The sequence below is a fragment of the Pseudoclavibacter sp. RFBI5 genome (genome assembly GCF_002931395.1).
Taxonomy (GTDB): Bacteria; Actinomycetota; Actinomycetes; order Actinomycetales; family Microbacteriaceae; genus Pseudoclavibacter.
The window spans coordinates 1-23,733 of record NZ_PSYA01000003.1 but is presented as its reverse complement, the minus strand read 5'-3'; the positions used below and the strand labels follow the sequence as shown (position 1 = coordinate 23,733).

The following is a 23,733-nucleotide window of genomic DNA, read 5'->3' as shown; positions in this document are numbered from 1 at the left end:
AGTGGCGTGCTCGGTGCCTTTCAGCCGGTTCTTCGCCAGCGCACCAGGGCGCTCAATCGAAAGTCATGGTACCCGCGGCCCCCGACACCGGCGTCCAGTGTTCGCTGCAGGCGCGCGGCGCATCCGCTCGAGCGTGCGCGCCTACTCGCCGCCGTATACGTGCGGCTGGAGCACGATGATGTCGCGCAGGTGGCGGTACTGCTCGTCGTAGTCGAGGCCGTAGCCCACCACGAACTCGTTCGGCACGTCGAAGCCGACGTAGCGCACGGGGACATCCGATTTGAGCCGCTCGGGCTTGCGCAGCAGCGTGCAGATCTCGACCGAGGCGGGGCCCCGCGACTCCAGGTTCTGCTTGAGCCACGACAGCGTCAGCCCCGAGTCGATGATGTCCTCGACGATGAGCACGTGGCGACCCGTGAGGTCCGTGTCGAGGTCCTTGAGGATGCGCACCACACCGCTCGACTCCGTGCCGGAACCGTACGAGCTCACCGCCATCCAGTCCATCTTCAGCGGAATCGTCAGCTCCCGCGACAGGTCGGACACGACCATGACCGCGCCCTTCAGCACACCGATGAGCAGCGGCTCGCACTCGGCGTAGTCGCTCTCGATACGGCGGGCGATCTCGGCGAGCTTCGCCTGGATCTCCTCCTCCGTGATGAGGACCTCGCGGACGTCGTTCGGAATATCAGTAGCGCGCATCCTGGCTCCCTGGGTGGTTCAGCGCTCGACGAAGCGAGCGCGGTGTGCGAAACGGTAGAAGCTAGGCGGTCTCGTCGAGGTGGTCGTCGTGCGCGGAGGCCGTCGCCCCGAACAGGATGCGACCCTTCTCGCGCTCGACCCGGATGCCAGGCAGATCGACGGGGCCCTGCCCGCGCCACTCCGTCGCCAGCGCCGTGACCGCCATCGTGTGCCCACGAGTGAGCGAGACGCCGAAGCCCTGCTCGGCGACGATGCGGCAGATGCGCTGACGCAGCGCCGGAGGCTGCGCGACGATGCCGCCGACATCGAGGGAGATGCGGCCGTCCGCATCGGTGTTGACGATCTCGTGCGCCCACTCGAGCGCAAGCGCATCCAGCGTCTCAGAATCCTCGCGGAGCGTCGTCGCCGTGCGAGCGAGCGCCTCCGAGATGCCGGGGCCGAGCTCCTTCTCGAGCAGCGGGAGGACCGTGTCGCGAACGCGCACACGCGTGTACGCGGGGTCGCTGTTGTGCGGGTCGATCCACGGCGAGAGCCCCTGGTCTTCGCACGCCTGCACCGTCACCGCGCGGTGGATGCCGAGCAGCGGCCGCAGCAGAGCGCCAGTGACCGGCGCCATGCCGTGCAGGCTCTTCGCTCCGGAGCCGCGAGCCAGGCCAAGCAGGACCGTCTCCGCCTGGTCGTCCAGTGTGTGCCCAAGGAGGACCCACGGCGCACCCGTCTCGACGCGCACCGCCTCGATCGCCTCGTAGCGGGCCACCCGGGCAGATGCCTCGGGACCGGCTCCGACGTCTTCCACGCTCACACGCACGACGCTCACCGGGGCGAGCCCGAGCTCGGCTGCCTGCTCTGCGGCGCGCTCCGCGACCCGCGCAGAACCCTCCTGCAGATCGTGGTCGATGATGACCGCGCCAGCCTCGACCTCGAGGCGCTTCGCCTCGAACGCCGTCGCGGCAGCGAGCGCCAGCGAGTCCGGACCACCACTCAGCGCGACGAGAATGCGGTCGCCCTTCTGCACGCGCCCGAGGAGAGAACCACGGACGGCTCGACGGAGGTCGGCAACAGCTGGAGTGAGGCGAGGGCGATCTGACACAGGTACAGCCTAAACGCGCCCGCGCGAACCGTCACGCTCGAAGCCGGAACATCCCAGAAGGACGAACCCGCGAGCCGCGGAAACGGGCAGACGGCTCAACGCTTGCGACCGAAGAGGAAGTAGGAGATGGGACCCACGAAGTTCACCAGCGAGAACGCGCCCCACGCGAGTCGCGAACCCCGCACCTGGCTCGGCTTGCGGCGCAGCAGGCTCAGCAGCGCGGCCCCGAGCAGCGTGAACTGCACACCAGCCGCCAACGCCGTCCCCAACGTCAACGCGTGCGGAAGCGCCTGGCCTGTCCCCTCCCGGAGCGGGATGAACGGATCGACGTGCAGCGCTTCCTTGAGATCAACCATGGAGACCAGCATGCCACGACCGTGCGCCCGGCGATCATTCCGGGGTCACACAGCACCCCCGCCGTGCCCGACGCCGAACCGCGCGACGCGAACCGCGCATCCGCAGCCCCGAGCGAGGCGCATCCACTACCCTGAAGCCGAACGAAACCAACGGTTTCGTGCGGCGAGCAGCGCCACACCGGGCCCGCCGACAAGCCACACAGAATGAGCGCCACCAGGCGCAACGAAGGAGCGCCATGGGCAGCTACGACGTCGTCATCGAAATCCCGCGCGGAAGCCACAACAAGTACGAGGTCGACCACGAGACCGGCCGCGTCTTCCTCGACCGCGTGCTCTTCACCCCGTTCGTGTACCCCGTCGACTACGGCTACTTCGAGCACACCCTCGCCGACGACGGCGACCCCCTCGACGCACTCGTGCTCCTCGAGTACCCGCTCTTCCCGGGTGTCGGACTCAAGGTGCGCCCCGTCGGCGTCCTCAACATGGCCGACGAGGCCGGCGGAGACGACAAGATCCTCTGCGTGCCGGCGAAGGACCCCCGCTGGGCGAAGATCCAGGACCTCGGCGACGTCGACGACTCCACCAAGGACCAGCTCAAGCACTTCTTCGAGCACTACAAGGACCTCGAGCCCGGCAAGTGGGTCAAGGTCGAGGCGTGGGGCGACGCCGCCGCCGCCGAGGCGATCATCGAGCGCTCCATCGCGCAGTACAAGCCCGCCGAGTAGGCGCAGCTCACCGGCCAGACCGGTGACCGGCTGACGAAGCCCCGCATCCACTGCAGAAGTGGCTGCGGGGCTTCGTCGTGCGCGCAGCTTCGCGCTGCGCTTGACCAACATGAGTGCAGATCCGGGTCTCACGGCACCAATCCGCTTGAATCAGCCCGAATCTGCACTCATGTTGGTCACAGCCGGGGCGACCGATCCCGCCGCTGTCCAGCTTCCGTGACGAAACCAGCCGCAAGGGCCCTCAGAGCCCGCCCGTGCCCGAATCGTCACGGAAGTTGGGCAGCGGCGGCGGGCGGGGACAGCGGCGGCCAGCGACCGACACGACGCAGCGGCGGGCAGGAACAACGGCGGCCAGCGGCCGGCAGGAACCAGCAGCGGACAGCGGCCGGCACGGGCGGCGGCGGGCACAGAAGGCTTGCAAGCACGCAGAAGGGCGGCCCCCGCCGAAGCGAGGAGCCGCCCTCTCGTGCGCGCTGACGTCAGCTGACGTCCGTGCGGATCAGTAGTAGTAGATGCCTGCCGAGGCGAGCCACGGCTTCGGGTCCATCAGCGTGCCCCAGTACTTCAGCTCGAAGTGCAGGTGGCAGCCGGTGGACGAACCGGTGGTGCCGGCGTAGGCGAGCACGTCTCCCGCGTTCACGGTCTGGCCGACGTAGACGTTGATGCCGCCGTCCATGATGTGCGAGTAGGAGACCTCGGTGCCGTTGCCGAAGTCGAGCACGACGTGGTTGCCGAAGCCGCCGTTGTAGCCGGCGTACGTGATCGTGCCGCTGTGCACCGCGTAGAGCGGGGCGCCGCACGTGCCGCCGTTGACCCCGAGGTCGAGGCCGTTGTGCATGCGGTAGGTGCCGAAGATCGGGTGCAGGCGCATGCCGTACTCATCGGTGACGACGCCACTGCTGATCGGGCCGTAGTAGCCGGCGAGGACACCGTTCGGGGTCTCGGGCGTCGTCGGTGGGACGACCTCCGGCTCCGGCTCGGGCTCCGGCTCGAGCTCGACGTCAGGCTTCTGCGGCTCTTCCGGGAGGATCTCGATGTCGGGCTTCGTGGGCTCCGGCTCGGGAGCCGCCGTGGGCGCTGCCGTCGGCTGTGGCTCAGCGGGGGTCGAGGGTTCCGGTGCAGCTGTCGGCTCCGGTGCCGTCGTCGGCTGCGGGGTGACCGGTTCCTGGCTCGGTGCCGGGGCCGGGGACTCGGCGGGCGTGGTCGGCTGCTGGGGCGTGACCGGAGCGGTGGGGTCGGCCGTCGCCGTCGGCGGGGTCGATGGCTGGCGCGGGGGCGTGACCTGCTGCGGCGGGCGCAGCGTCTCGGGCGCGACGGAGGTGTCGGTCGGGTCGGCAGGCGCGAGCGGCGCGTTCACTGCCGGAGCCTCGCTGGAGATGTCCGGCTTCGGCGGGGCCTGCACGCCGGCGGCCTCAGCCTCGGCGACGGCCTGCGCGTAGGCCTCTTCCTGGTACGCGGCGGCCGCCTCGGCACGCTCGCGGTTGGTCTGCGCGACCTGCTCCTGACGCAGCTTCTCACCGGCCGCGTAGTCGGTGGCGGTGACATCGCGCTTCTCCTTGAGCGGAGCGAGCATGGCCTGGAGGTCGGCCTTCTTGCTGTCAGCGAGGTACTTCTCGTTCTGGAGGACGACCTGCTCGGCCTGCGCCGTGTCGAACTTCGTCTTCGCCTCGGACTCGAGCTTCGCCAACTCGTCGTGCGCGGTGGTCGCCTGCGTTCCGAGCACGTCCGCTGTGTTCTTCTCGGTCACGGCCTGGTTGTAGATGCCGTCGGTCTGCTCGGAGAGCTTGCTGATGGTGCCGAGCTGGTAGAGGAGCGTGTCGGCGTCGCCGGGGTTGAGGAAGAGCGCCAGCTTGGGGTCGCCCGCGCCTCGCGTGCTCATGGCGGCGGCGAGCTGGCCCGCCTTCTCACGAGAGGTCGATGCCTTCTCTTCGGCAGCATCGGCCTGGTCCTGCAGGATGGTGACCTCGGCGAACTTCTCGCTCGACGCGGTCTGCGCCTTGCCGTGCTCTTCGCCTGCGGTCTTCGCCTGCGCGGCGGCTGCGGTGACCTTCGCGTCGAGGTCTGCGATCTGCTGCTCGATCTCGCTGATGAGCGCTTCCTGGCGGTCGACGTTGCCCTCGGCGGCGACGACGTCCTCCCAGGTCGCGTAGCCGTCATCGGCAGCGAAAGCTGGGCCGGCTGCGAGCGCAAACGCGGCGAGGACTGCTGCGGATGCCGCACCGACGAGCGGTGTGCGCCAGCGGTTGCGAAGTCGCAGGGGCTTCGGGCTCCTGGTGGCGGGCATGCGCTCTCCTCGTGATGAATCTTGGGTGCGGAACGAGGCGGACGCCTCTGCGGCAACGCGAGACCGCATCTACCACTGCAGCCACTCGTTTCACACCAACAACACGAGAAACAGTAACAAGTTTGTCAACATCTGCCTAGCGCGTCACAGAGACCCGGGTGACAAATCACGTACCGGGTCGCCGTCTGCACCGGGATTCCGCGCATCTCGGGGAACATCCGGTCACGACGAAGCCTGCGCTCGCCACCACCTGAGCACCCCACGACACGCCGAAGAGGCACCGATGCGGCACCCGATTTGCCGCGAAGGAAAAACGCCCCTATGCTCTTCTCTCGGTAGTCAAGTCAGCTACAAGCACTCGGCCCCATCGTTTAGCGGCCTAGGACGGCGCCCTTTCACGGCGTTAACACGGGTTCGAATCCCGTTGGGGTCACGGTCGTGACAACACCAGGTGCTGAGATGCTGTACATTGAACTGTCGCAATCGAATACGGATGAATCAGCCCAGGCTGAGACACCACAGTAAGGCCCTGTAGCGCAGTTGGTTAGCGCGCCGCCCTGTCACGGCGGAGGTCGCGGGTTCAAGTCCCGTCAGGGTCGCCAAGCATCTTGCCCTCTTCTCGAAGAGGGCAATTTGCAACGGTGACGAACATCAGTGCGTCGCCACGAGGCTTCGGCCTCCGGCTCTGTAGCTCAGTTGGTAGAGCGCACGACTGAAAATCGTGAGGTCACGGGATCGACGCCCGTCGGAGCCACTGAAACCCCGCCTAGCTTCTACGTGGCGGGGTTTCTTTATGTCTGCGCAGGCGCCAGGCGGTAGACACGCCGCGCCCGCCCCGCGGTGAAGCCGGCCCGCACGTAGCGCTCGAGCAGTGCATCCGTCGCCGCCGCCGCGACCAGCACGGAACCGGCAGGCGCGTGCTCGATGAGTCGCCTCGCGAGCATGACCGCCGTCAGCCGCGTGCCAGGATGCTGCGCGAGGGCCGCGACCATCCACCGATCCCCTTTCGGGGTCTCAGGACCGGACGCCGACAGCGTCGTCCCACCCGGCTGCACCAGCGCGATCACGGCACCCGCGAGCAGCACGGCGTAGATGGCGAGGCCGAGCAGCAGCACGGTCGTGGCGTCGAAGACGAGAATGCAGGTCACCCAGAGCACGAACGCCGCGATCGTCACGAGCGCGACGACGAACCCGTCGAGGATGGGCCTCCGGCGCTCGAACAGCACGGTTCCCGTGCGCGTCCTGTCGAGGTAGAGGCCGCCCCGCAGGGTCATCGGCAGGATCGAGAACGCGTAGATCGGCACCGACAGCACCGCCAGCGGGACGTTCGGCGTGGATGCGTGGGCCGAGATCCACGCGGCACGCGGCAGATCCCGGACGGTCGACGGACGGGGGCGCGCTTGAGCGGAATGTGGGGGCATCCCGACCAGGCTAGTCGGGCGCCGTCAACGGCCCGCTGCAGCACATCCGTCAGCCAGATGCAGGTTCTTCGCGAGACGAGGGTGCGTCTCGCTCACTTCCGTGCGGGTGGGGACGGAAGCAGGGGCAGGAGAACAGCGACGCGTCAGGCCGTGACGTTGACCGTGATCTCGTGGTGGCCGGTCGCGCCGTCGGGGACGACGTTGGCGCGCGCATCCGTCTGCACCTCGCCGTCGCTCGACGTGGCGCGGACCTTCACGGAGTGCTCGCCGGCTGGGGCATCCCAGTCGAGCTTCCACTGCAGCCACGTGTCGTCCGAGATGGGGGCCGCGAGCTCCGTCGGCATCCACTCGCCGTCGTCGATCTGCACCTCCACCGCTTCGATGCCGGTGTGCTGCTGCCAGGCGAAGCCGGCGATCGTCGTGGGGCCCGCGTTGAGGCTGCCGCCGCTTGGCACGTCGATGCGGGAGCCGATCTTGATCGGGCCCTCCGCGCTCCAGCCGCGGTCGGTCCAGTACGCGTTGACGCGGTCGAAGCGCGTCACCTCGAGGTCGACGACCCACTTCGTCGCCGAGACGTACCCGTAGAGGCCTGGCACGACCATCCGCACGGGGAATCCGTGTTCGGCTGGCAGGGTCTCGCCGTTCATGCCGACCGCGAGGATCGCGTTGCGGTCGTCGGTGAGGGCGCCGATGGGGGTGCTCGCCGTCCAGCCGTCGACGGACTTCGAGAGCACCATGTCGGCGTCGGCCTGTGGTCCAGCGCGCTTCAGCAGCTCGCGCAGCGGGTAGCCGAGCCAGAGGGCGTTGCCGATGAGGCCGCCGCCGACCTCGTTCGACACGCACATGAGGGTCGTGATGCTCTCTTCGAGCGGCAGGGCGAGGAGCTCGTCCCAGGTGATCGTGACCTCGTTGTCGACGAGGCCGTGGATGCGCAGCGACCAGCCCTCCGGGTTCACGAGCGGCACGCTCAGCGCGGTGTCGATGCGGTAGAAGTCCTCGTTGGGCGTGACGACCGGTGGGAGACCGGGGATCTCGAACTGGGCTCCGGCGGGAACCGCCGCGGCGCGCACGGCCGCCTGCGGCAGCGCGATGGCCTCACGCACCGCCGTGACGGCGCGGGTCCCGGCAGAGAGTGCGGCACCGGATGCCGCGGCGATGGCACCGACGATGACGGAGGCACCGGTGTAGATCAGGAAGCGGCGGCGATCGACTCCGGCGGGCGTCGCGTCCCCGCGAACGTCGAGGTCTTCGTCCCCGTCGGACGCAGCGGCACGGCCCGTCGCTCCGACCGCGGAGCTCCGCGTCGCCGCGACGGCCGCCTCGCGGGACCGCTGACGCGCGCGCTGCTCAGCACCGTCGAGGGTCTTGGCGAGGAACTGCAGCGTCAGCACGGCGACGACCATCGCGAGCAGCGGAGGCACCGTGTCGAGCGGAGAGAAGGGAGTGCGGGTGGCGACAGCGACGGCGCCGATGGCGGCGATGAGTCCGAGGACGACCCGACCCCACGGCGGGCGCCGCGACTCGAGCACCCCGGCGACCGCGGCGAGGAGGACGAGCACCACTGCGACGAGCGCGATGAGCGCGATCTTGTCCGCGGTTCCGAACAGGGCGATCGCGGTGTCCTTCGCCCACGGCGGGGCGAGGTCGATGAGCAGCGCGCCCACCGCGACGATGGGGCTCGCGGTGGTCTGCAGGGACGCAGCCGCGAGCTCTCCGAGGCCGACGCCGAGAGCCGCCGCGCCGATCCCGGCGAGGCCCGCCGGAACGGACTCGCGGAGGCGACGACGGCGCGTTCTCACCTGTTCGGGACTGGTTTCGAGGGACATGGCGGACACGCTACGCGCGCGAAACCCGGCCGGGCTGAGTGTGGGCGGATGGTGTGCATCCCCTGTGAATAGTGACCCGAGGTGGGCCTCAGGGGCCGCCTGCACGAGAGCGGCTCGGGTGCGGCCACCCACCGCGCCTGGCAGACTGGGGGCTTTGCGCCGCGTCACCCGGCGCACGTGCATCCGGCGCCGTTCCGACCCCGGCGCCCGAGAAGGGCCGGTTTGTCAGCGCTCAACGTCCTCGCCAATCTGCTTCGGGGCGCGCTCATCGGCGTGACCGAGATCATCCCCGGCGTGAGCGGTGGAACCATCGCGCTGCTGATCGGCGTCTACGAGACCCTCATCGACTCGGCCGGCCACCTCGTGCGGGGTGTCGTCCGCGCCGTCGCCGACACGCTGCGCCGCCGAGGCCTGAACCGGGCTCGCGAGCACTTCGCGCAGGTGAGGTGGGGCATGGTGCTCCCGATCGGCATCGGGATGCTCGTCGCGATCGTCGTCGCGGCCCGCCTCGTCGCCCCGATCATCGAGGCGCACCCCATCCCCTCGCGGGCGCTCTTCGCGGGACTCATCGCCGTCTCCCTCATCGTCCCCGCACGCATGCTCGGCGCCCGCTGGCAGCTGCGGGACTACGCCATCGCGGTGCCCGCCGCGGTCCTGAGCTTCGTGCTCACGGGGCTCCCCTCGACCAACGACGCCGACCCATCTGCGCTCGCCATCTTCGTCTCCGCCGCCGTCGCCGTCTGCGCGCTGGTCCTGCCCGGTGTCTCCGGCTCCTTCGTGCTCGTCACGACCGGCATGTACGAGCCGACGCTGCGGGCCCTCAACTCGCTCGACCTCGGGTACGTCGCCATCTTCGCCGTCGGCGCCATCACGGGCCTCGCCCTCTTCGTCCAGGTGCTGCTGTGGCTGCTCTCCAAGCACCGCCGCGTGACGCTGGCCCTCATGACGGGCCTCATGGCGGGCTCGCTCCGCGCCCTCTGGCCCTGGCAGACCGAGGACCGCGAACTACTCTGGGCTTCCGGGGACGTCGTCGGCCCCGTGCTCTGGTTCCTCCTCGGTGCCGCGATCGTCGCCGCCCTCCTCATCGCCGAGGGCTTGCTCGTGCGCCGCGCGCTCCGTCGCGCTCCCGAAGCGCATTCGTAGCTCGCGCCGGGCGTCCGGGCACGATTTCACAGGCCAGCCCGCGCGATGTCGGAGGTGCTCGGTAGCATGAGACGCGCATCCACTCGACAGCAGGGAAGTGCCCGATGAGCCTCGTTCCAACGGACCCGTACGCCTCGCAGCCCGACGACGGCCAATCGCGATCGTCGCAGGCGAACGGCACACCATCCTCGCCCGCCGCAGGCTGGTACCCCGACCCGACAGGACGACAGCGCTACTGGGACGGCGCGCAGTGGGGCCAGTACGCGCCAGCGCAGTCGCAGGCGACCGGGGTTCCCATGCTCTACCAGCAGACCGTCGTGGTCAGCGGAGGCAAGGAGGTCGGCATCACCTACGTGCTCGCGATCTTCCTCGGCGGGCTCGGCATCCACAACTTCTATCTGGGGCGCACCGGCATCGCCATCACGCAGCTCGTCCTGTACCTCGTCGGAATCGCCACCTCGTGGCTCGGCATCGGGCTCCTGCTCATGTTCGGCGTCGCGATCTGGGTCATCGTCGAGCTCTTCCTCATCCCGCAGTTCGTGCGCGAAGCCAACGCTCGCCTCGCCGGGGCAGGCGCGTACGCGGCAAACCAGGGCTACGGCCCGGCCGGCGGCGGATCGTACCCGGGTCAGTACTAGCGCACGTCCGGCGCCGGTCCCGGCTCAGCTGAGCGAGAAAGCCCGGTCGCCCCAGGCGGTACGGAGGTCCGCGTCGAGGTCGTCGACGACCCGATCTGCATGGTCGATGACGAGGGTCGAGCGGGCCGCCCCAAACGCGGGCCACGGCACCGCGCCCGGCAAGCCCCCGTCGGTGGGCCTCCCCTCGCGCGCGAACGACGTCCAGAGAGCGAGCATTCGGTCAGACACCTCCCCGGCTTGCCTTCGCCCTCCGAGTTTGTACGCCAGTCCACGAGGGTCCGTGTCGAGGTTGCCCCAGACGAGCGAAAGCTCAGACGCATGCGTCGCGCCGAGTCGGAGCACTCTCAACAGCGGTGTCGAGAAGTCGAATCTGTAGAGGAACGTGGGGGCGATCCGCGAATGGCCCTCAGCTATCCAGACCGTCGGCATCCGGAAGGCCACATCCCTCACCACGCCGAGGCCCACAAGCCGTTGCCGGACGCCCTCGTAGGCCTCCAGGATGTGCTCGCGATCCGGCATCTCGACGGTGGGGTTCTCGGCGGCGATGGAGGTGATCATGGTCGTCAGCGCTTGCTCACCGACCGGAAGCAGTGGTGAGTTCGAGGCCTTGAAGAACGTCGCCTCATCACGATTCGTTCCGATGATGAGCGGAACAGGCAACCCTCGGCCCTCGCTGAGCACCGTCACTGGATGCTCCGGGACAAGATCTCCGTCGACGACAGGCGCGAACGCAAGCGTCCCTGGAAACTCGGTCGGGATCTCAGCGAACAGCTCGGCCGAGGTCTCGATGATGCTCGAGACCGGGAGCGCACGCAGCGCGGCAGCATCGTCGATGCCCAGCTTGGCGACGAATCGCTCGGCCACGATCTTCGCTCGTGCAAGGCCGTACATGCTCGTCGCCGGTGAACTCTCGACGATCGCCGCGGAGAGCAGGCCCCGCGCTGACGGCGTCGCGAGCAACGTCGAGACGATGCCTGCACCAGCCGACTCCCCGAAGACCGTCACCCGTTCGGGGTCACCTCCGAACGCGCCGATGTTCGTCTGCACCCACTCAAGCGCGCAGAGAACATCCCGCATCGCGAGGTTCGAATCGAACGCCTGCTCTGCTCCCTCGAGCGTCGAGAGCTCGAGGAATCCGAGACCGCCGAGACGGTAGCCCAGCGACACGACGATCAGGTCGCCGCGCTCCGCCAGCGCCGCCCCGTCGTATATCGGCTCCGAGGTTCCCCCGATCACGTACGCGCCGCCGTGTACCCACACCATGACGGCCCGCGGGGCCGCACCAGGTTCACCGGCCGCCGCTGGACGCCACACGTTCACGAACAGGCAGTCCTCATCCGTCATCGCTCGCTCCCCCATGTCGACAGCCTTCATGCGAAGCTGCGGGGCGATCGGCGGAAGGGCTCGCGCGTCCCGCACTCCCGCCCACGACTCCACGGGCACCGGGGCACGCCAGCGGCGATCACCTGTTGGCGCCTGCGCATAGCGGACACCGAGCCAGCGCTCGGTGCGTCCGCCTGAAGACCCGCGAAGCGTTCCGTCTCGCGTTTCGACGAGCGGATCCGAGACGGAGAGGCCTCGGGGGGTCGTGTTCGGTCCAGCGGCTGAGTCCATGAGCTGCTCCGGCGTTCGGGAGGGACGAGTGGAGTGCCAGCTTCCCACCGCGCACGCCAGCTGCGGCGTGCCGCGGAGCCGGCCGACTCGAGTGCGTCACGTCACGGGATGGACGCATCCCGCCAGCCGAGCGGGACTACTCGAACATGCCCTCGATGGGGCCGCGGGCGAAGTAGATGAGGAAGCCGACCGCCACGATCCATAGCAGCGGAGAGACCTTGCGGGCCTTGCCCGTGAGGGTCTGCACGAGCACCCACGAGATGAAGCCGGCGCCGATGCCGTTCGCGATGGAGTAGGTGAGCGGCATGATGACGATCGTCAAGAACACGGGGAGCGCGACGGAGAAGTCGTCCCACTTCAGCTCGCGCACCTGAGACACCATGAGCACACCGACGACGACCAGCGCCGCGGCGGCCACCTCGAGCGGCACGATCTGCGTCAACGGGGTGAAGAACATCGCGAGCAGGAACATGACGCCCGTCACGACGCTCGCGAGGCCAGTGCGGGCCCCCTCGCCGACTCCGGCCGCAGAGTCGACGAAGATCGTGTTCGACGAGCTCGACGTCGCGCCACCCGCGACGGCGCCGATGCCCTCGACGACCAGCGACGACTTGAGGCGAGGGAAGTTGCCCTGCTTGTCCTGCAGGCCCGCTTCGCGCGTGAGACCCGTCAGGGAGCCGACCGCGTCGAAGAAGTTCGTGAACACGAGCGTGAAGACGAGCATCACGCCCGCCAGGACGCCGATGCGCTCGAACGCGCCGAAATCGAACGCGCCGATCAGGCCCAGGTCCGGGACCGAGACGATCTGCGTCGGCAGCACCGGCACGTTGAGCGACCATCCGCCCTCGTTCTCGAACGCCGGGCCGAGCTTCATGATCGCCTCGACCACAACCGCGACGACCGTCGTGCCGACGATTCCGATGAGCAGCGCGCCCTTCACGCGGCGCGCCATGAGCACGCCCATCACGATGAGCCCCACCACGAAGATGAGCGTCGGCACCGTTGTGACCGAGCCGCCGACACCCAGCTGGACGGGCGGCGACGCGTTCCCCGAGGAAGTGACGAAGCCCGCATCCACGAGCCCGATGAAGGCCAGGAACAGGCCGATGCCCACCGTGATCGCCGTCTTCAGCTGCGGCGGCACGGCGTGGAAGATCATCTCGCGCAGGCGGGTCGCCGAGAGCACCACGATGACCAGGCCGTTGATGACGACGAGCCCCATCGCCTCAGCCCACGTCACCTGCTGCACGACGTTGACGGCCAGGAAGGAGTTGATGCCGAGCCCCGCTGCGAGACCGAACGGCAGGTTCGCGATGACACCGAACAGGATCGTCATCACACCCGCCGTGAGCCCCGTGACCGCCGCCACCTGCGAGGCCTGCAGCCAACCGCCCTCCACGTCGAGCGTGGCCTGGTCCTGCGAGAAGCCGCCGAGGATGAGCGGGTTCAGGATGACGATGTACGCCATCGTCATGAACGTGACGAGCCCGCCGCGGATCTCCCGCGGCACGCTCGAGCCCCGATGCGTGATCTCGAAGAACGTGTCGATGCGCTCCTTGAACGTCGAGCCGCTGCCGCGTCTCGTCGGCGCGACCATCGTCGCGCGGGCCGGAGCCGCCGCGTGACCGAGGTCGCCAGCTCCCGCCTGCTCGTGATCGCCTGCGGACTCGTGGCTGTCGCTCATGCGGCTCCCCTGATCGTGCTGCTCGCGTTAACAGGGACAAGCGTAGTCAGCGCGCGAGACCGGCGAGGCGCGCACCGAACGCAGCGACCGACCCCGCCGCGACCCCGGGCGCGCCGACCCTCACCCGATCCCCTAATCTCGTAGAGGTCACGCGCCGCTCCCCCGCGCAGGCCCAACCCCGCCGAACGACCTGGAAGCGAGACCACCGTGGCACTGCCCTGGAAACTGCACGGAGACGGCAAGAACGTCCCCGCGAGCGACATCGTGCTCCCCGAGGAGCGGCTCACCTGGCCGCGCACCATCGGCCTCGGCGCGCAGCACGTCGTCGCGATGTTCGGAGCGACATTCCTGGTGCCGCTGCTCACCGGCTTCCCGCCTTCGACGACGCTGCTGTTCTCCGGCATCGGCACGATGCTGTTCCTCCTCATCACCCGCAACCGGGTGCCCAGCTACCTCGGCTCATCGTTCGCGTTCATCGCACCGATCCTCGCCGCCGTCGCATCCGACGGGCAGGGCGTCGCCCTCGCCGGCATCATCGTCGTCGGCGCGCTCCTCGCCGTCGTCGGCCTCATCGTGAACCTCGCGGGCACGCGCTGGATCAACCTGCTCATGCCGCCCGTCGTGGCAGGAACGATCGTCGCCCTCATCGGCTTCAACCTGGCACCCGCCGCGAAGAACAACTTCGAGGCCTCCCCGATCGTCGCCTCCATCACGCTGCTGACGGTCATCGTCGTCGCCGTCGCCTTCAAGGGCATGATCGGTCGCCTGTCGATCCTCATCGGCGTGGTCGTCGGCTACATCGTCGCCGCGTTCATGGGCCAGGTCGACCTCGCCGGGCTCGACGAGGCCGCGTGGGTCGGGCTCCCCACGTTCACGGCCCCCGTCTTCGCCGCCGAGCACCTCCTCGTTTACCTCATGTTCGTGCCCGTCGTGCTCGCGCTCATCGCCGAGAACGTCGGTCACGTGAAGGGCGTCGGCCAGCTCACGAACCGCAACCTCGACCCCATGGCCGGCCGCGCGCTGCTCGCCGACGGCCTCGCGACCGTGCTCTCCGGCTTCGGCGGCGGCTCGCCCACGACCACGTACGGCGAGAACATCGGCGTCATGTCGGCAACCCGCGTCTACTCGACGGCCGCATACTGGGTCGCGGCGATCGCCGCCATCCTCCTCGCCCTCTCGCCCAAGGTGGGAGTGCTCATCGCGAGCGTCCCCGGCGGCGTGCTCGGCGGCATCACCACCGCCCTGTACGGCCTGATCGGCATCATCGGCGTGCGCATCTGGCTCGAGAACAAGGTCGACTTCTCGTCACCGACCAACCAGTTCACGGCGGGCGTCGGCCTCATCGTCGCGATCGGCGACTTCACCATCAACAGCGGTCAGGTCACGTTCGGCGGCATCGTCCTCGGCACCGTGGCGACGCTCGTCGTCTACCACCTCATGAGCGGCATCGCCCGGCTCCGTGGCTCCGACGCCGACGACGCTGGTGACGACCTCGTCGCCGGCGCCGACGGGGCAGCGGATGCGGAGCGCACAACGCGCTAGCCGCATCCCTCGCTACGCCCACCCCTCAACTCTGCCGAAAGCGGACTTGTGGTCGTCAAACCTCGAGTTTGACGACCACAAGTCCGCTTTCGACGTTCGGGAGGGAGGGAGGGAGGGAGGGAGGGAGGGAGGGAGGGAGGGAGGGAGGGGGCTAGGAGAGGGCCAGCTCGAGGGCGTCAAGCCATGCGCCCCAGTGGGCTTTCCACAGCTCGATCTCGTCGACCACCTGCAGCTTCTCGTGCGCGATCGCGAGCTTCGTGCGCCCGTTCGGTGCAGCGTCGAACGTGAACAGGAGCCCACCGAACGGCTGCGCGTCGCGAGCGATGAGCACCTTGTAGGTCTTCGACGCGACCTTGGAGCGGAACTCCGTCTCGAAGCCGAGCAGCGCATCCCGGGCCGCGTCGTCGGCGATCAGCGCCCTGAGCACCTCGCGGTCGACGGGCAGCGTTCGCGAGCGGTTCGCCGTGAACGTGCCGTCCGGCATCTGCCCCGCGAGACGCCGGCCCGTCATGCGCTCGAAGCTGACCGCGATGCCCTGGCTCCACCAGCCGTTCTGCGCCGAGTTCGCCATGACCCACTCGACGATGCGCGGATGCGCCGCGTCGCGCCCCACACCCGCGTCGATCGCGTCGATCCAGTCGTCCCATCCCTGCCCGGTCTGCGCGCGGATCGCCGCGTCGGAGTGCATCGGCGGCTCCACCCACTCGTGCCGGGACGCCTCGCCGATGCTCTCGGCGGCACCCGAGGTCGGCTCGGGCGCTGGGTGTGTGGGTGCCGCGGTGGATGCTCCGGTGGATGCGGCAGCACCCGCATTCTCGCTCGACTCGGCGCGTGCATCCGCCCCGCCACCGAGCAGCTCGGCACGTCGCGCGAGCGTCTCCTGGAGCCGCGCTCGCATCTTCGCGCCGACGGCCTCTGGAATCTCCGCTTCTGATCTCACGTCGCATCCCCTCGTCCTTGGTCACACTACTCAGCGCAGCCCCGCCCGGCCGCAGTCCCCTCATCCGCTCAGCCCCATCCCCCACCCCAGCAGACATGGGCGGCAAGACGCGTGAGACAGCTCACGGAGACCCGCCACCGGCTTGGCGACCGCATTCGGATAACTGTCCACAGCCAATTTGGCAGCGCTACTGGTAGCGCTGCCATTTTTGGGCTAGTGTCACGAAGCAAGCTGGCGAACAGCCCCGGATCTCGGTCAGAGGCCCTCCACCCCACTCACGCCGCCAGCAGCATCCGCCAGATTTCAAAGGAGAAATCATGCACACTCGTCGACCCAAATCGCGCTTCAGGATGGGCACAGCACTCGTCGCCACGGCCTCCGCCGTGGTCCTCCTCGCCGGGTGCACGAGCGCACCGGCAGAAGGTGGCGGCGGTTCCGCAGGAGGCGAGGACGGCAAGTTCGTCATCGGCTTCCAGCAGCCCCTCGGCGGCCAGGCCTGGCGCGAGATGGGCCTCGCCTCCCTCCAGGCGCTCGCGAACTCCCCCGAGTACATCGACAAGGTCGAGCTCAAGATCGTGCGCACCGACGACAACGACGCGGCCCAGCAGAACGCCGCCATGCAGAACCTCATCGCCGACGGCGTCGACCTCATCCTCTTCGACCCGGCCTCCTCCAGCGGCGCGGACCCCGCCATCGCGCAGGCGACCGCGCAGGGCATCCCCGTGATCGCCAACGGCGGGCCCTACGAGAGCGAGGACGTCTACACCGTCTCCACCGACTGGGCGAGCGCCGGCACCATCGGCGCCGAATGGCTGCTCGAGAACCTCACCGACAACAAGGACGTCGCGGTGCTCGAGGGCCTCGCCGGCGTCCCCCTCAACGAGGGCTCCATGCCGGGCGTCATCGACGCGCTCGAGGCCGGCGGCGCATCCGTCGTCGCCCAGGACACCAACGGCTGGAACGAGGCCACGGCGCAGGAGTCGATGGCCAACATCCTCCGCTCCAACCCGGACATCGGCGGCGTCTACTCCTTCCTCACGGGAGGCCAGGGCGTGGCCGAGGCCTACAAGGCCGCCGGCATCCCCTTCGTCCCCACCGTCGGCGGCTCCGGCTACAACGGCGAGGCCTGCGCCCTCGTCGAGTACGCCCCGGAAGGCTTCACGGGCAACATGATCTTCGGCCAGCCGTCGATCTACGCGAAGGGCCTCGAGCAGGCCGTCCTGCTCCTCGAAGGCCAGGAGATCGAACGCGAGCAGTTCTTCCCGCCGCTCGAGATCACCACGGAGAACGCCGCCGACTACTGCCTCGAAGATCGCCCCGCGAACTTCCAGCTCGGCTACGACTTCCCCGGCCTCGACCTGAAGCTCGAGGACGTCATGGAGTACTACTCCGGGTCCTAGGGCACCGCGGCAGCCCTCACCAACAGGGCTGCCGCCAGCTCTCACTCGAATCGATCAGCGAGGACACATCGAGTCATGAATGCAAGTGAAGTGGGCGCCGCGGACGCCGCCGCGGCGCCCGGGCAGGCGGAAGCCACCCGGCCGGCACGCACCGGGAACGCGGGGTCGGGCGAGGCGCTCCTCGTCGCGACCGACCTGGTGAAGAGCTACGGCCCGGTCAAGGCCGTGCAGGGGGTGAGCTTCGTCTGCCACCCCGGCGAGGTGCTCGCCCTCGTGGGCGAGAACGGCGCGGGAAAGAGCACCGTCGCGAAGATGCTGGCGGGCGCGGTCACCCCCACGTCCGGCACCATCACGGTCGAGGATGCGCCGCTCGCCTCAGGGAGCGTGCGACTGTCGCGTCGTTCCGGCGTGCGCTGCGCGTTCCAGGAGCTGGCCCTGGTGCCCGAATGGACCGTCGCCGAGAACCTGAGCCTCCCGGACGGGGCACCGCTGCGCGGCTTCTCGCAGAAGAAGGCGATCAGCGCGGCGAGCGCTCTGCTCGATTCGCTCGACCTCCCCCAGATCGACCCTCGGGCGCTCGTCTCCGACCTGTCGCTCGCCAACCGGCAGCTCGTCGAGATCGCGCGGGCCTTCGCCGGCGAGCCGAAGCTGCTCATCCTCGACGAAGCGTCATCCGCCCTCACCCCTCCCGGTGTCGAGTGGCTGTTCACCCGCATCCGCGAGCTCACCGCACGCGGCGGCAGCGTCATCTACGTGTCGCACCGACTCGGGGAGATCGCCGAGATCGCCGACCGCGGCATCGTGCTGCGCGACGGCGGCCTCGCCGGAGAGTTCTCTCGCGGCTCCTGGACCGACGACGAGCTCATCTCGCTCATGGCCGGCCGCAAGGCCGAGCGGTTCTTCCCCGACCCGCCCGCCCGGACCCGCGAGGGCGACGTCCTCGACGTGGAAGGGCTGCGAGCCGAAGGCGTGCACGGCATCTCGCTCACCATCGGCGCGGGCGAGATCGTCGGCATCGGCGGACTCGCGGGGCACGGGCAGGCTGAGCTGCTGCGCGCGCTGTTCGGCGCATCCGCCGCCACGGCAGACTCGTGGACGATCGACGGCGACTCCGTCACCCGCCTCACGCCCGTCCGCGGCGTGCGCCGCGGCCTCGGCTACGTGCCGGAAGACCGCAAGAAGGAAGGGCTCGCGCTCGAGCTCGGCGTCGGAGAGAACCTCCTCGCGCCCTGGTTCAAGGCCTGGCAGCTCGGCGGCAAACCACGTCTCGCCCGCGAGCGCGGCTGGCTCGACGGCGTGCTCGCCGCCCTCTCCGTGCGAACGCGCGGCCCCCTCGAAGCGGCCGGCTCGCTCTCCGGCGGCAACCAGCAGAAGCTCGTCTTCGGCAGGTGGATGAACCGCTCCCGGTCCGTCATCCTGCTGCACGACCCCACGCGCGGCATCGACGTGCGGGCCAAGCAGGAGCTGTACGGCGCGATCGTCGACCTCGCGAAGCAGGGCGTCGGCGTCCTCTGGTTCTCCACCGAGGTCGAGGAGCTCGTGCACGTGTGCCACCGGGTGCTCGTGCTCTACAACGGGCAGATCACCGACGAGCTCGCCGGTGAGCGACTGACCGCGGATGCCATCGTCGGCGCCGCTGTCGGCGTGACGGGCAGCATCCAGACCGTCTCGGTCGCCGAGCTCGAGGAAGCGGCGAGCGAAGCCGCGAAGACGCCAACGCGCGGCAGGGCAGCGCGGGAGAAGACATCGAGGAGCAGCAGATGACCGCCACCGTCACCCCGCCACCGGCGCAGCCGGTCACCCGGGCCGTCGCGCACCGACAGGGACTCGTCAGGCTGCGACGCGAGGGCGCGTTCGCCCCCGCCGCGGCGTTCGTCGTGTTCCTGGTCGTCTACCTCATCATCAACCCGGAGCTGCTCACGCGCTTCCAGCTGCAGACGGCCGCGAACCTCGTCGTGCCGCTCGCGTTCGTCGCGCTCGGCCAGCTGCTCATCGTGCTCGTCGGCGGCATCGACATCTCCATCGGCGCCATCATGAGCCTCTCCAACGTGGTCTTCGCGGCCCAGACCGAGGTCGTGCCCATCCCCATCGCCGTGCTCCTCGGCCTCGCGACGGGCCTCGCCTGCGGCCTCTTCAACGGATTCCTCGTCTCCTACGGGGGACTCCCCGCCATCGCGGTGACGCTGGCGAGCGCCTTCATCTTCGGCTCGCTCGCCCGCGAGGTCATGGACAGGCCAGGCGGCAACATCACCACCGAGTTCCATCTGGCGACGAGCGGCGAGGCCATCCCCTTCGTGCCCGTCGCCCTCGTCTGGCTGACCATCATCGCCGTGCTGCTCTGGTTCGTCCTGCAGCGCAGCGCCCTCGGCAGGCACATCTACGGCGTCGGATCGAACATGGACAGCATCCGCGCCGCGGGCCTCAACGCCCGCCTCACGAAGCTCGCCGCCTTCGGCATCGCCGGCGTGCTCACCGCCACGGGCGCCATCATGCTCGCCGGCTCCACCATGACCGGCGACCCGCGAAGCGGCGACCCCTACCTGCTCTCCTCGATCGCCGCCGTCGCCCTCGCCGGCGCCAGCTTCACGGGCGGACGAGGCAGCATCATCGGCACCATCCTCGCCGGCATCACCCTCGGCCTCATCGGCAACCTGCTCTTCTTCGCAGGCATCAACTCGTACTGGCAGTACGTCATCTCGGCGCTCATCATCGTCTCGGTCGTGGGCATCCCCGTCGTCTGGCGAAAGCTGTCGTTCGCTCGGAAGGGAGCACGGTCATGACCGCAACAGTTCCGGCCGCAGTCGGCAATGCCGGGACGGCAGGCGCGGGAGCCCCCGCCCCCGGCGACCACGAGGTCGAATACGCGCCGTCCAAGTCGCTGCTCGCGCGAGTCCCACGCAGCGTGTGGCCGCTGGTCGCGTTCCTCGTGCTGTTCCTCATCGGCGGCATCATCCGCCCGAACCTCATCACGATCGAGTCGCTCATCGGCACGGCGACCTTCGCGATCATCCTCTCCATCGCCTCGTTCGGGCAGACGTTCGCCGTCATCCAGGCCGGCATCGACCTGTCCGTCCCCAACACGATCGCGTTCTCCGCGCTGTCGTTCCTCGCCATGGTCGGCCCCCTCGGCCCGTTCGGCGCATTCCTCGGCGCGCTCCTCGCAGGCGCCGTCATCGGACTCCTCAACGGTCTCGTCATCGCGAAGCTCGGCCTCACCCCCATCGTCACGACGATCGCCATGAACGGCCTCCTGTTCGGCGTGATCCTGCTGCAGTTCAACTTCTCCGAGCTGACGCAGATCCCCGACTTCATCACGGCGATCACCTCCGCGCAGATCAGCGTCCTCGGCCTCTCCATGGCCGCGGTCCTCCCCCTCGGACTCGTGCTCATGGTCGTGCTGCAGCTCGTCCTCAGCTACACCGGATGGGGACGCTCCCTCTTCCTCGTCGGTGCGGCCCCCGAGACGGCGAGGCTCGCAGGCCTCCCCGTCGACCGCATCCGCATCACCGGGTACGTCATCTCGGGCATGCTCGCCGCCTTCGCCGGCATGGTCATCGTCGGCTACTTCCAGCAGGCGTCCGCGACCATGGGCGACAGCTACCTGCTCTCCTCCGTCGCCGCAGTCGTCGTGGGTGGAGCATCCATCTTCGGCGGCCGAGGATCGGTGGTCGGCACGGTCGGCGGCGCGCTCGTGCTCGGCCAGGTCGCGACGCTCGTCACCGTCCTCAACCTGGGCTCCAACGTGCAGCAGCTCATCTACGGCGCCATCATCCTCGTCGTGATCTCCCTCTACGGGCGCAAGCGCGGCTAGCCCGCATTCCGCCTCGCTGGCGCAGAATTGTGGCCTCCTGCTGTTCCCGCCCCCGGGAGCGACAGGAGGCCACAACTCTGCCGTGGGGTGGTGCGGCGAGGACTCCCCTCGCCGCAGCCCTGACCGTTCGCCAACCTCGCGTGCCGGCTGCGTCGCCCCCAGAACGTGGGTACGCTCTCTGTGCTCCGGAAGTCCGCGAAGCGCACCTCCCCGTCGCACCGCCGACCCGAAGCGTCTCCCCCGTCCGACCAGCATCCAGCGCAGGAGAACACCCGTGTCGACCTTCGTCTCCCTCATCCGAGCCAGCACACTCAGCGACGCCGCCGAGTACGCCTACGCCTCCGCCGTCGAGCCCAGCGCCCGCCTCATCTTCCCCGCCGGCGCCTGCCCGCTCAACGACGACGGCACGACCGCCGCGATCGGGGACTACGCCGGGCAGGCAGCCAAGTGCGTCGAGAACCTGCGCGTCGCCCTCGCCGAAGCCGGGGCCGAGCTCAGCGACGTCGCCAGCACCCGCGTGCTCGTCGCATCCACCTCGCAAGCCGACCTCGTCACCGCGTGGGAGGTCGTCCGCGACGCGTTCGGCGACCACGACGTCCCGAGCACCCTCCTCGGCGTCACCGTGCTCGGCTACGACCACCAGCTCGTGGAGATCGAAGCCGTGGCCGCCGTCGCGCCTGCGGAGTAACCCGCCGTCGGCGTCCTCCTGAGCGGGTCGCTGGGGTTGCTCCCATCTGCGGTCAGCAGTATGGGCAGCGGGTGCGAGACGTGCACCCACCTGACAGGCGCGGACGGGCGCAATCCGCCCGCCGTGCCGCCCGCGTATCGATCAAAGGAGATCGCCGTGTTCAAGAGCCCCTACCCAGACGAGCAGATCCCGAACGTCTCGGTCTTCGACTTCCTCTTCTCCGAGCTCAGCGAAGCGGATGCCGCCCGCACCGCGATCGTCGACGGCACCACCGGCGCCGAGACGACCTTCGGGACCCTCAAGCAGCACATCGAGCTCATCGCGGGCGCGCTCGCCGGGGGCGGGCTCGGACTCGGCGACGTCGTCGCCCTCCACTGCCCGAACGTGCCCGCCTTCGCATCGGTGTTCCACGGCATCCTCCGCTCCGGCGCGACAGCCACCACCATCAACGCGCTCTACACCGCGGAGGAGATCGAGACGCAGCTGCGCGACTCCGGCGCGAAGCTCCTCTTCACGGTGAGCCCCCTCCTCCAGCAGGCGCACGCCGGCGCCATCGCCGCCGGCCTCGAGCAGGACGCCATCATCGTCCTCGACGGCGCCGAGGGCTACCACGACCTCCGCGAGCTGCTCGGCGCGGGACTCCCCGCCCCAGAGGTGAGCTTCGACCCCGCCACGCACGTCGCCGTGCTCCCCTACTCGTCCGGCACGACGGGCAAGCCGAAGGGCGTCATGCTCAGCCACACGAACCTCGTCGCCAACGTCGTGCAGACCTACCCCGTCCTCGACGTCGAGGACGACGACGTCGTGCTGGCGCTCCTCCCCTTCTTCCACATCTACGGCATGACCGTGCTCCTCGACATCGCCATCAAGAAGCGGGCCAGACTCGTCACCATGCCGAAGTTCGAGCTCGGCGAGTTCCTCCGCATCATCGAGACGCATCGATGCACGTACCTGTTCATCGCGCCGCCCATCGCAGTCGCCCTCGCGAAGCATCCGCTCATCGACACGTTCGACCTGTCGAGCGTGCGGTCCGTCTTCTCCGGAGCAGCCCCCATCGACGCCGCCCTCATGAAAGCCGTCGCCGACCGCATCGGGACCCGCACGAGGCAGGGCTACGGGATGAGCGAGGCGAGCCCCGTCACGCACGTGCTGCCGCCCACGGAGACCGGCATGTCGCTCGGGTCCGTCGGCGTGCCCATCGCCAACACGGAGGTGAAGCTCGTCTCGGTCGACACGGGCAAGGAGATCGACGCAGTCGAAGACGGGCAGAGCGAGCCGGGCGAGATCTGGGTGCGCGGACCCCAGATCATGCTCGGCTACCTCGGCCGCGACGACGCCACCCACGAGGCGGTCGACAGCGACGGCTTCCTGCACACCGGCGACATCGCCACGGTCGGCCCACTCGGCGAGTTCACCATCGTCGACCGGCTCAAGGAGCTCATCAAGTACAAGGGCTACCAGGTCGCGCCCGCCGAACTCGAGGCGCTGCTGCTCACGCACCCCGACATCACCGACTCGGCCGTCGTCGGGGCGCTGGATGCGGACGGGCAGGAGATCCCGAAGGCATTCGTCGTGCGCCGCGAGGGCTCACCCCTCGACGAGGCGGGCGTCGAGGCCTTCGTCGCAGGCCACGTCGCGCCCCACAAGAAGGTGCGGGCCGTCGCGTTCATCGACGTCATCCCGAAGTCGGCCTCGGGGAAGATCCTGCGCAAGGACCTCCGCGGCCGCTGACGCGCACGGGCGCCGCGCCCGCCCGCGCGCGCGCCGAGAGCTGAGTTGTGGTCGTCAAGACGGCCGCAAAACGACCACAACTCAGCCCTCGGCGAGAAGAGCAGCGCGAGGGGGAAGTGCGCGGGCGGGGAGGGGGGAAGG

The 23,733-nt window shown here is 69.2% G+C and carries 19 protein-coding genes and 3 tRNA genes; 13 read left to right on the top strand and 9 right to left on the bottom strand.

All coding sequences use genetic code 11. The features are described 5' to 3' along the window. Positions 1 to 141 precede the first annotated feature (141 nt). The 3 genes from hpt to C5E06_RS02060 all read right to left on the bottom strand — a co-directional run bounded on the left by hpt (position 142) and on the right by C5E06_RS02060 (position 2,145). The gene (gene hpt, locus C5E06_RS02070) at positions 142 to 699 is read right to left on the bottom strand and encodes a hypoxanthine phosphoribosyltransferase (protein ID WP_104240269.1); all 558 of its coding nucleotides are present in this window, start codon (positions 697 to 699) and stop codon (positions 142 to 144) included. A gap of 61 nt (positions 700 to 760) precedes the next feature. Next, the gene (gene tilS, locus C5E06_RS02065) at positions 761 to 1,789 is read right to left on the bottom strand and encodes a tRNA lysidine(34) synthetase TilS (protein ID WP_104240268.1); all 1,029 of its coding nucleotides are present in this window, start codon (positions 1,787 to 1,789) and stop codon (positions 761 to 763) included. Positions 1,790 to 1,884: 95 nt separating this feature from the next. Further along, positions 1,885 to 2,145 (bottom strand): PLDc N-terminal domain-containing protein, encoded by a 261-nt coding sequence (locus tag C5E06_RS02060; protein WP_104240337.1) that lies wholly within the window; start codon positions 2,143 to 2,145, stop codon positions 1,885 to 1,887. A gap of 236 nt (positions 2,146 to 2,381) precedes the next feature. Here C5E06_RS02060 and ppa point away from each other — a divergent pair, with 236 nt between their 5' ends. Continuing rightward, complete coding sequence (gene ppa / locus C5E06_RS02055) at positions 2,382 to 2,870, top strand: inorganic diphosphatase (RefSeq protein ID WP_104240267.1); 489 nt, start codon at positions 2,382 to 2,384, stop codon at positions 2,868 to 2,870. A 499-nt stretch (positions 2,871 to 3,369) separates the two neighbouring features. On the opposite strand, the gene C5E06_RS02050 is transcribed toward ppa, so the two are convergent. Beyond that, positions 3,370 to 5,154 carry a peptidoglycan DD-metalloendopeptidase family protein gene (locus C5E06_RS02050; RefSeq protein WP_104240266.1) on the bottom strand — a complete coding sequence of 595 codons (1,785 nt, stop codon included), beginning with the start codon at positions 5,152 to 5,154 and terminating at the stop codon, positions 3,370 to 3,372. Between the two features lie 360 nt (positions 5,155 to 5,514). On the opposite strand from C5E06_RS02050, the gene C5E06_RS02045 reads away from it, so the two are divergent. The 3 genes from C5E06_RS02045 (at position 5,515) to C5E06_RS02035 (ending at position 5,908) form a co-directional block, all read left to right on the top strand. Beyond that, a tRNA-Glu gene (locus tag C5E06_RS02045) sits at positions 5,515 to 5,587 on the top strand. A 92-nt stretch (positions 5,588 to 5,679) separates the two neighbouring features. Continuing rightward, positions 5,680 to 5,756 (top strand) — tRNA-Asp (locus tag C5E06_RS02040). A gap of 79 nt (positions 5,757 to 5,835) precedes the next feature. Further along, a tRNA-Phe gene (locus C5E06_RS02035) sits at positions 5,836 to 5,908 on the top strand. Positions 5,909 to 5,945: 37 nt separating this feature from the next. Here C5E06_RS02035 and C5E06_RS02030 read toward each other — a convergent pair. Both C5E06_RS02030 and C5E06_RS02025 read right to left on the bottom strand, forming a co-directional pair. After that, the gene (locus C5E06_RS02030) at positions 5,946 to 6,575 is read right to left on the bottom strand and encodes a hypothetical protein (RefSeq protein ID WP_146081274.1); all 630 of its coding nucleotides are present in this window, start codon (positions 6,573 to 6,575) and stop codon (positions 5,946 to 5,948) included. A gap of 143 nt (positions 6,576 to 6,718) precedes the next feature. Next, the gene (locus tag C5E06_RS02025) at positions 6,719 to 8,401 is read right to left on the bottom strand and encodes a molybdopterin-dependent oxidoreductase (protein ID WP_104305852.1); all 1,683 of its coding nucleotides are present in this window, start codon (positions 8,399 to 8,401) and stop codon (positions 6,719 to 6,721) included. Positions 8,402 to 8,623: 222 nt separating this feature from the next. Here C5E06_RS02025 and C5E06_RS02020 point away from each other — a divergent pair, with 222 nt between their 5' ends. Continuing rightward, a complete protein-coding gene (locus tag C5E06_RS02020; RefSeq protein WP_104305851.1) occupies positions 8,624 to 9,544 on the top strand; it encodes a DUF368 domain-containing protein in 921 nt (306 codons plus the stop codon). A gap of 104 nt (positions 9,545 to 9,648) precedes the next feature. Beyond that, complete coding sequence (locus C5E06_RS02015; protein ID WP_104305850.1) at positions 9,649 to 10,182, top strand: NINE protein; 534 nt, start codon at positions 9,649 to 9,651, stop codon at positions 10,180 to 10,182. Positions 10,183 to 10,206: 24 nt separating this feature from the next. Here the strand turns inward: C5E06_RS02015 and C5E06_RS02010 are convergent, their stop codons facing one another. Together C5E06_RS02010 and C5E06_RS02005 are read right to left on the bottom strand one after the other, a co-directional pair. Next, the gene (locus C5E06_RS02010; RefSeq protein WP_104240256.1) at positions 10,207 to 11,796 is read right to left on the bottom strand and encodes a carboxylesterase/lipase family protein; all 1,590 of its coding nucleotides are present in this window, start codon (positions 11,794 to 11,796) and stop codon (positions 10,207 to 10,209) included. A 136-nt stretch (positions 11,797 to 11,932) separates the two neighbouring features. Continuing rightward, on the bottom strand, positions 11,933 to 13,393 hold the full coding sequence (locus C5E06_RS02005) for an NCS2 family permease (RefSeq protein WP_104240336.1): 1,461 nt from the start codon (positions 13,391 to 13,393) through the stop codon (positions 11,933 to 11,935). A 294-nt stretch (positions 13,394 to 13,687) separates the two neighbouring features. On the opposite strand from C5E06_RS02005, the gene C5E06_RS02000 reads away from it, so the two are divergent. After that, positions 13,688 to 15,022 carry a uracil-xanthine permease family protein gene (locus C5E06_RS02000; protein WP_104305849.1) on the top strand — a complete coding sequence of 445 codons (1,335 nt, stop codon included), beginning with the start codon at positions 13,688 to 13,690 and terminating at the stop codon, positions 15,020 to 15,022. Between the two features lie 151 nt (positions 15,023 to 15,173). Here the strand turns inward: C5E06_RS02000 and C5E06_RS01990 are convergent, their stop codons facing one another. Continuing rightward, entirely contained in the window at positions 15,174 to 15,962 is a 789-nt protein-coding gene (locus C5E06_RS01990) for a hypothetical protein (protein ID WP_104305848.1), read from the bottom strand. A gap of 317 nt (positions 15,963 to 16,279) precedes the next feature. Here C5E06_RS01990 and C5E06_RS01985 point away from each other — a divergent pair, with 317 nt between their 5' ends. From C5E06_RS01985 to C5E06_RS01960, 6 genes are all read left to right on the top strand, one after another. Further along, on the top strand, positions 16,280 to 17,362 hold the full coding sequence (locus C5E06_RS01985) for a substrate-binding domain-containing protein (RefSeq protein WP_104244993.1): 1,083 nt from the start codon (positions 16,280 to 16,282) through the stop codon (positions 17,360 to 17,362). 75 nt (positions 17,363 to 17,437) lie between these two features. Continuing rightward, on the top strand, positions 17,438 to 19,126 hold the full coding sequence (locus tag C5E06_RS01980; protein WP_104305847.1) for a sugar ABC transporter ATP-binding protein: 1,689 nt from the start codon (positions 17,438 to 17,440) through the stop codon (positions 19,124 to 19,126). After that, on the top strand, positions 19,123 to 20,142 hold the full coding sequence (locus tag C5E06_RS01975; RefSeq protein WP_104305846.1) for an ABC transporter permease: 1,020 nt from the start codon (positions 19,123 to 19,125) through the stop codon (positions 20,140 to 20,142). Before C5E06_RS01980 ends, C5E06_RS01975 begins: the two co-directional genes overlap by 4 nt. After that, complete coding sequence (locus C5E06_RS01970; protein WP_104305845.1) at positions 20,139 to 21,173, top strand: ABC transporter permease; 1,035 nt, start codon at positions 20,139 to 20,141, stop codon at positions 21,171 to 21,173. Before C5E06_RS01975 ends, C5E06_RS01970 begins: the two co-directional genes overlap by 4 nt. Before the next feature lie 274 nt (positions 21,174 to 21,447). Further along, positions 21,448 to 21,861, top strand: coding sequence for a RidA family protein (locus C5E06_RS01965; protein WP_104244985.1), 414 nt, complete (start codon positions 21,448 to 21,450; stop codon positions 21,859 to 21,861). Between the two features lie 156 nt (positions 21,862 to 22,017). Then, positions 22,018 to 23,592, top strand: coding sequence for an AMP-binding protein (locus C5E06_RS01960; protein ID WP_219820172.1), 1,575 nt, complete (start codon positions 22,018 to 22,020; stop codon positions 23,590 to 23,592). Positions 23,593 to 23,733 lie beyond the last annotated feature (141 nt).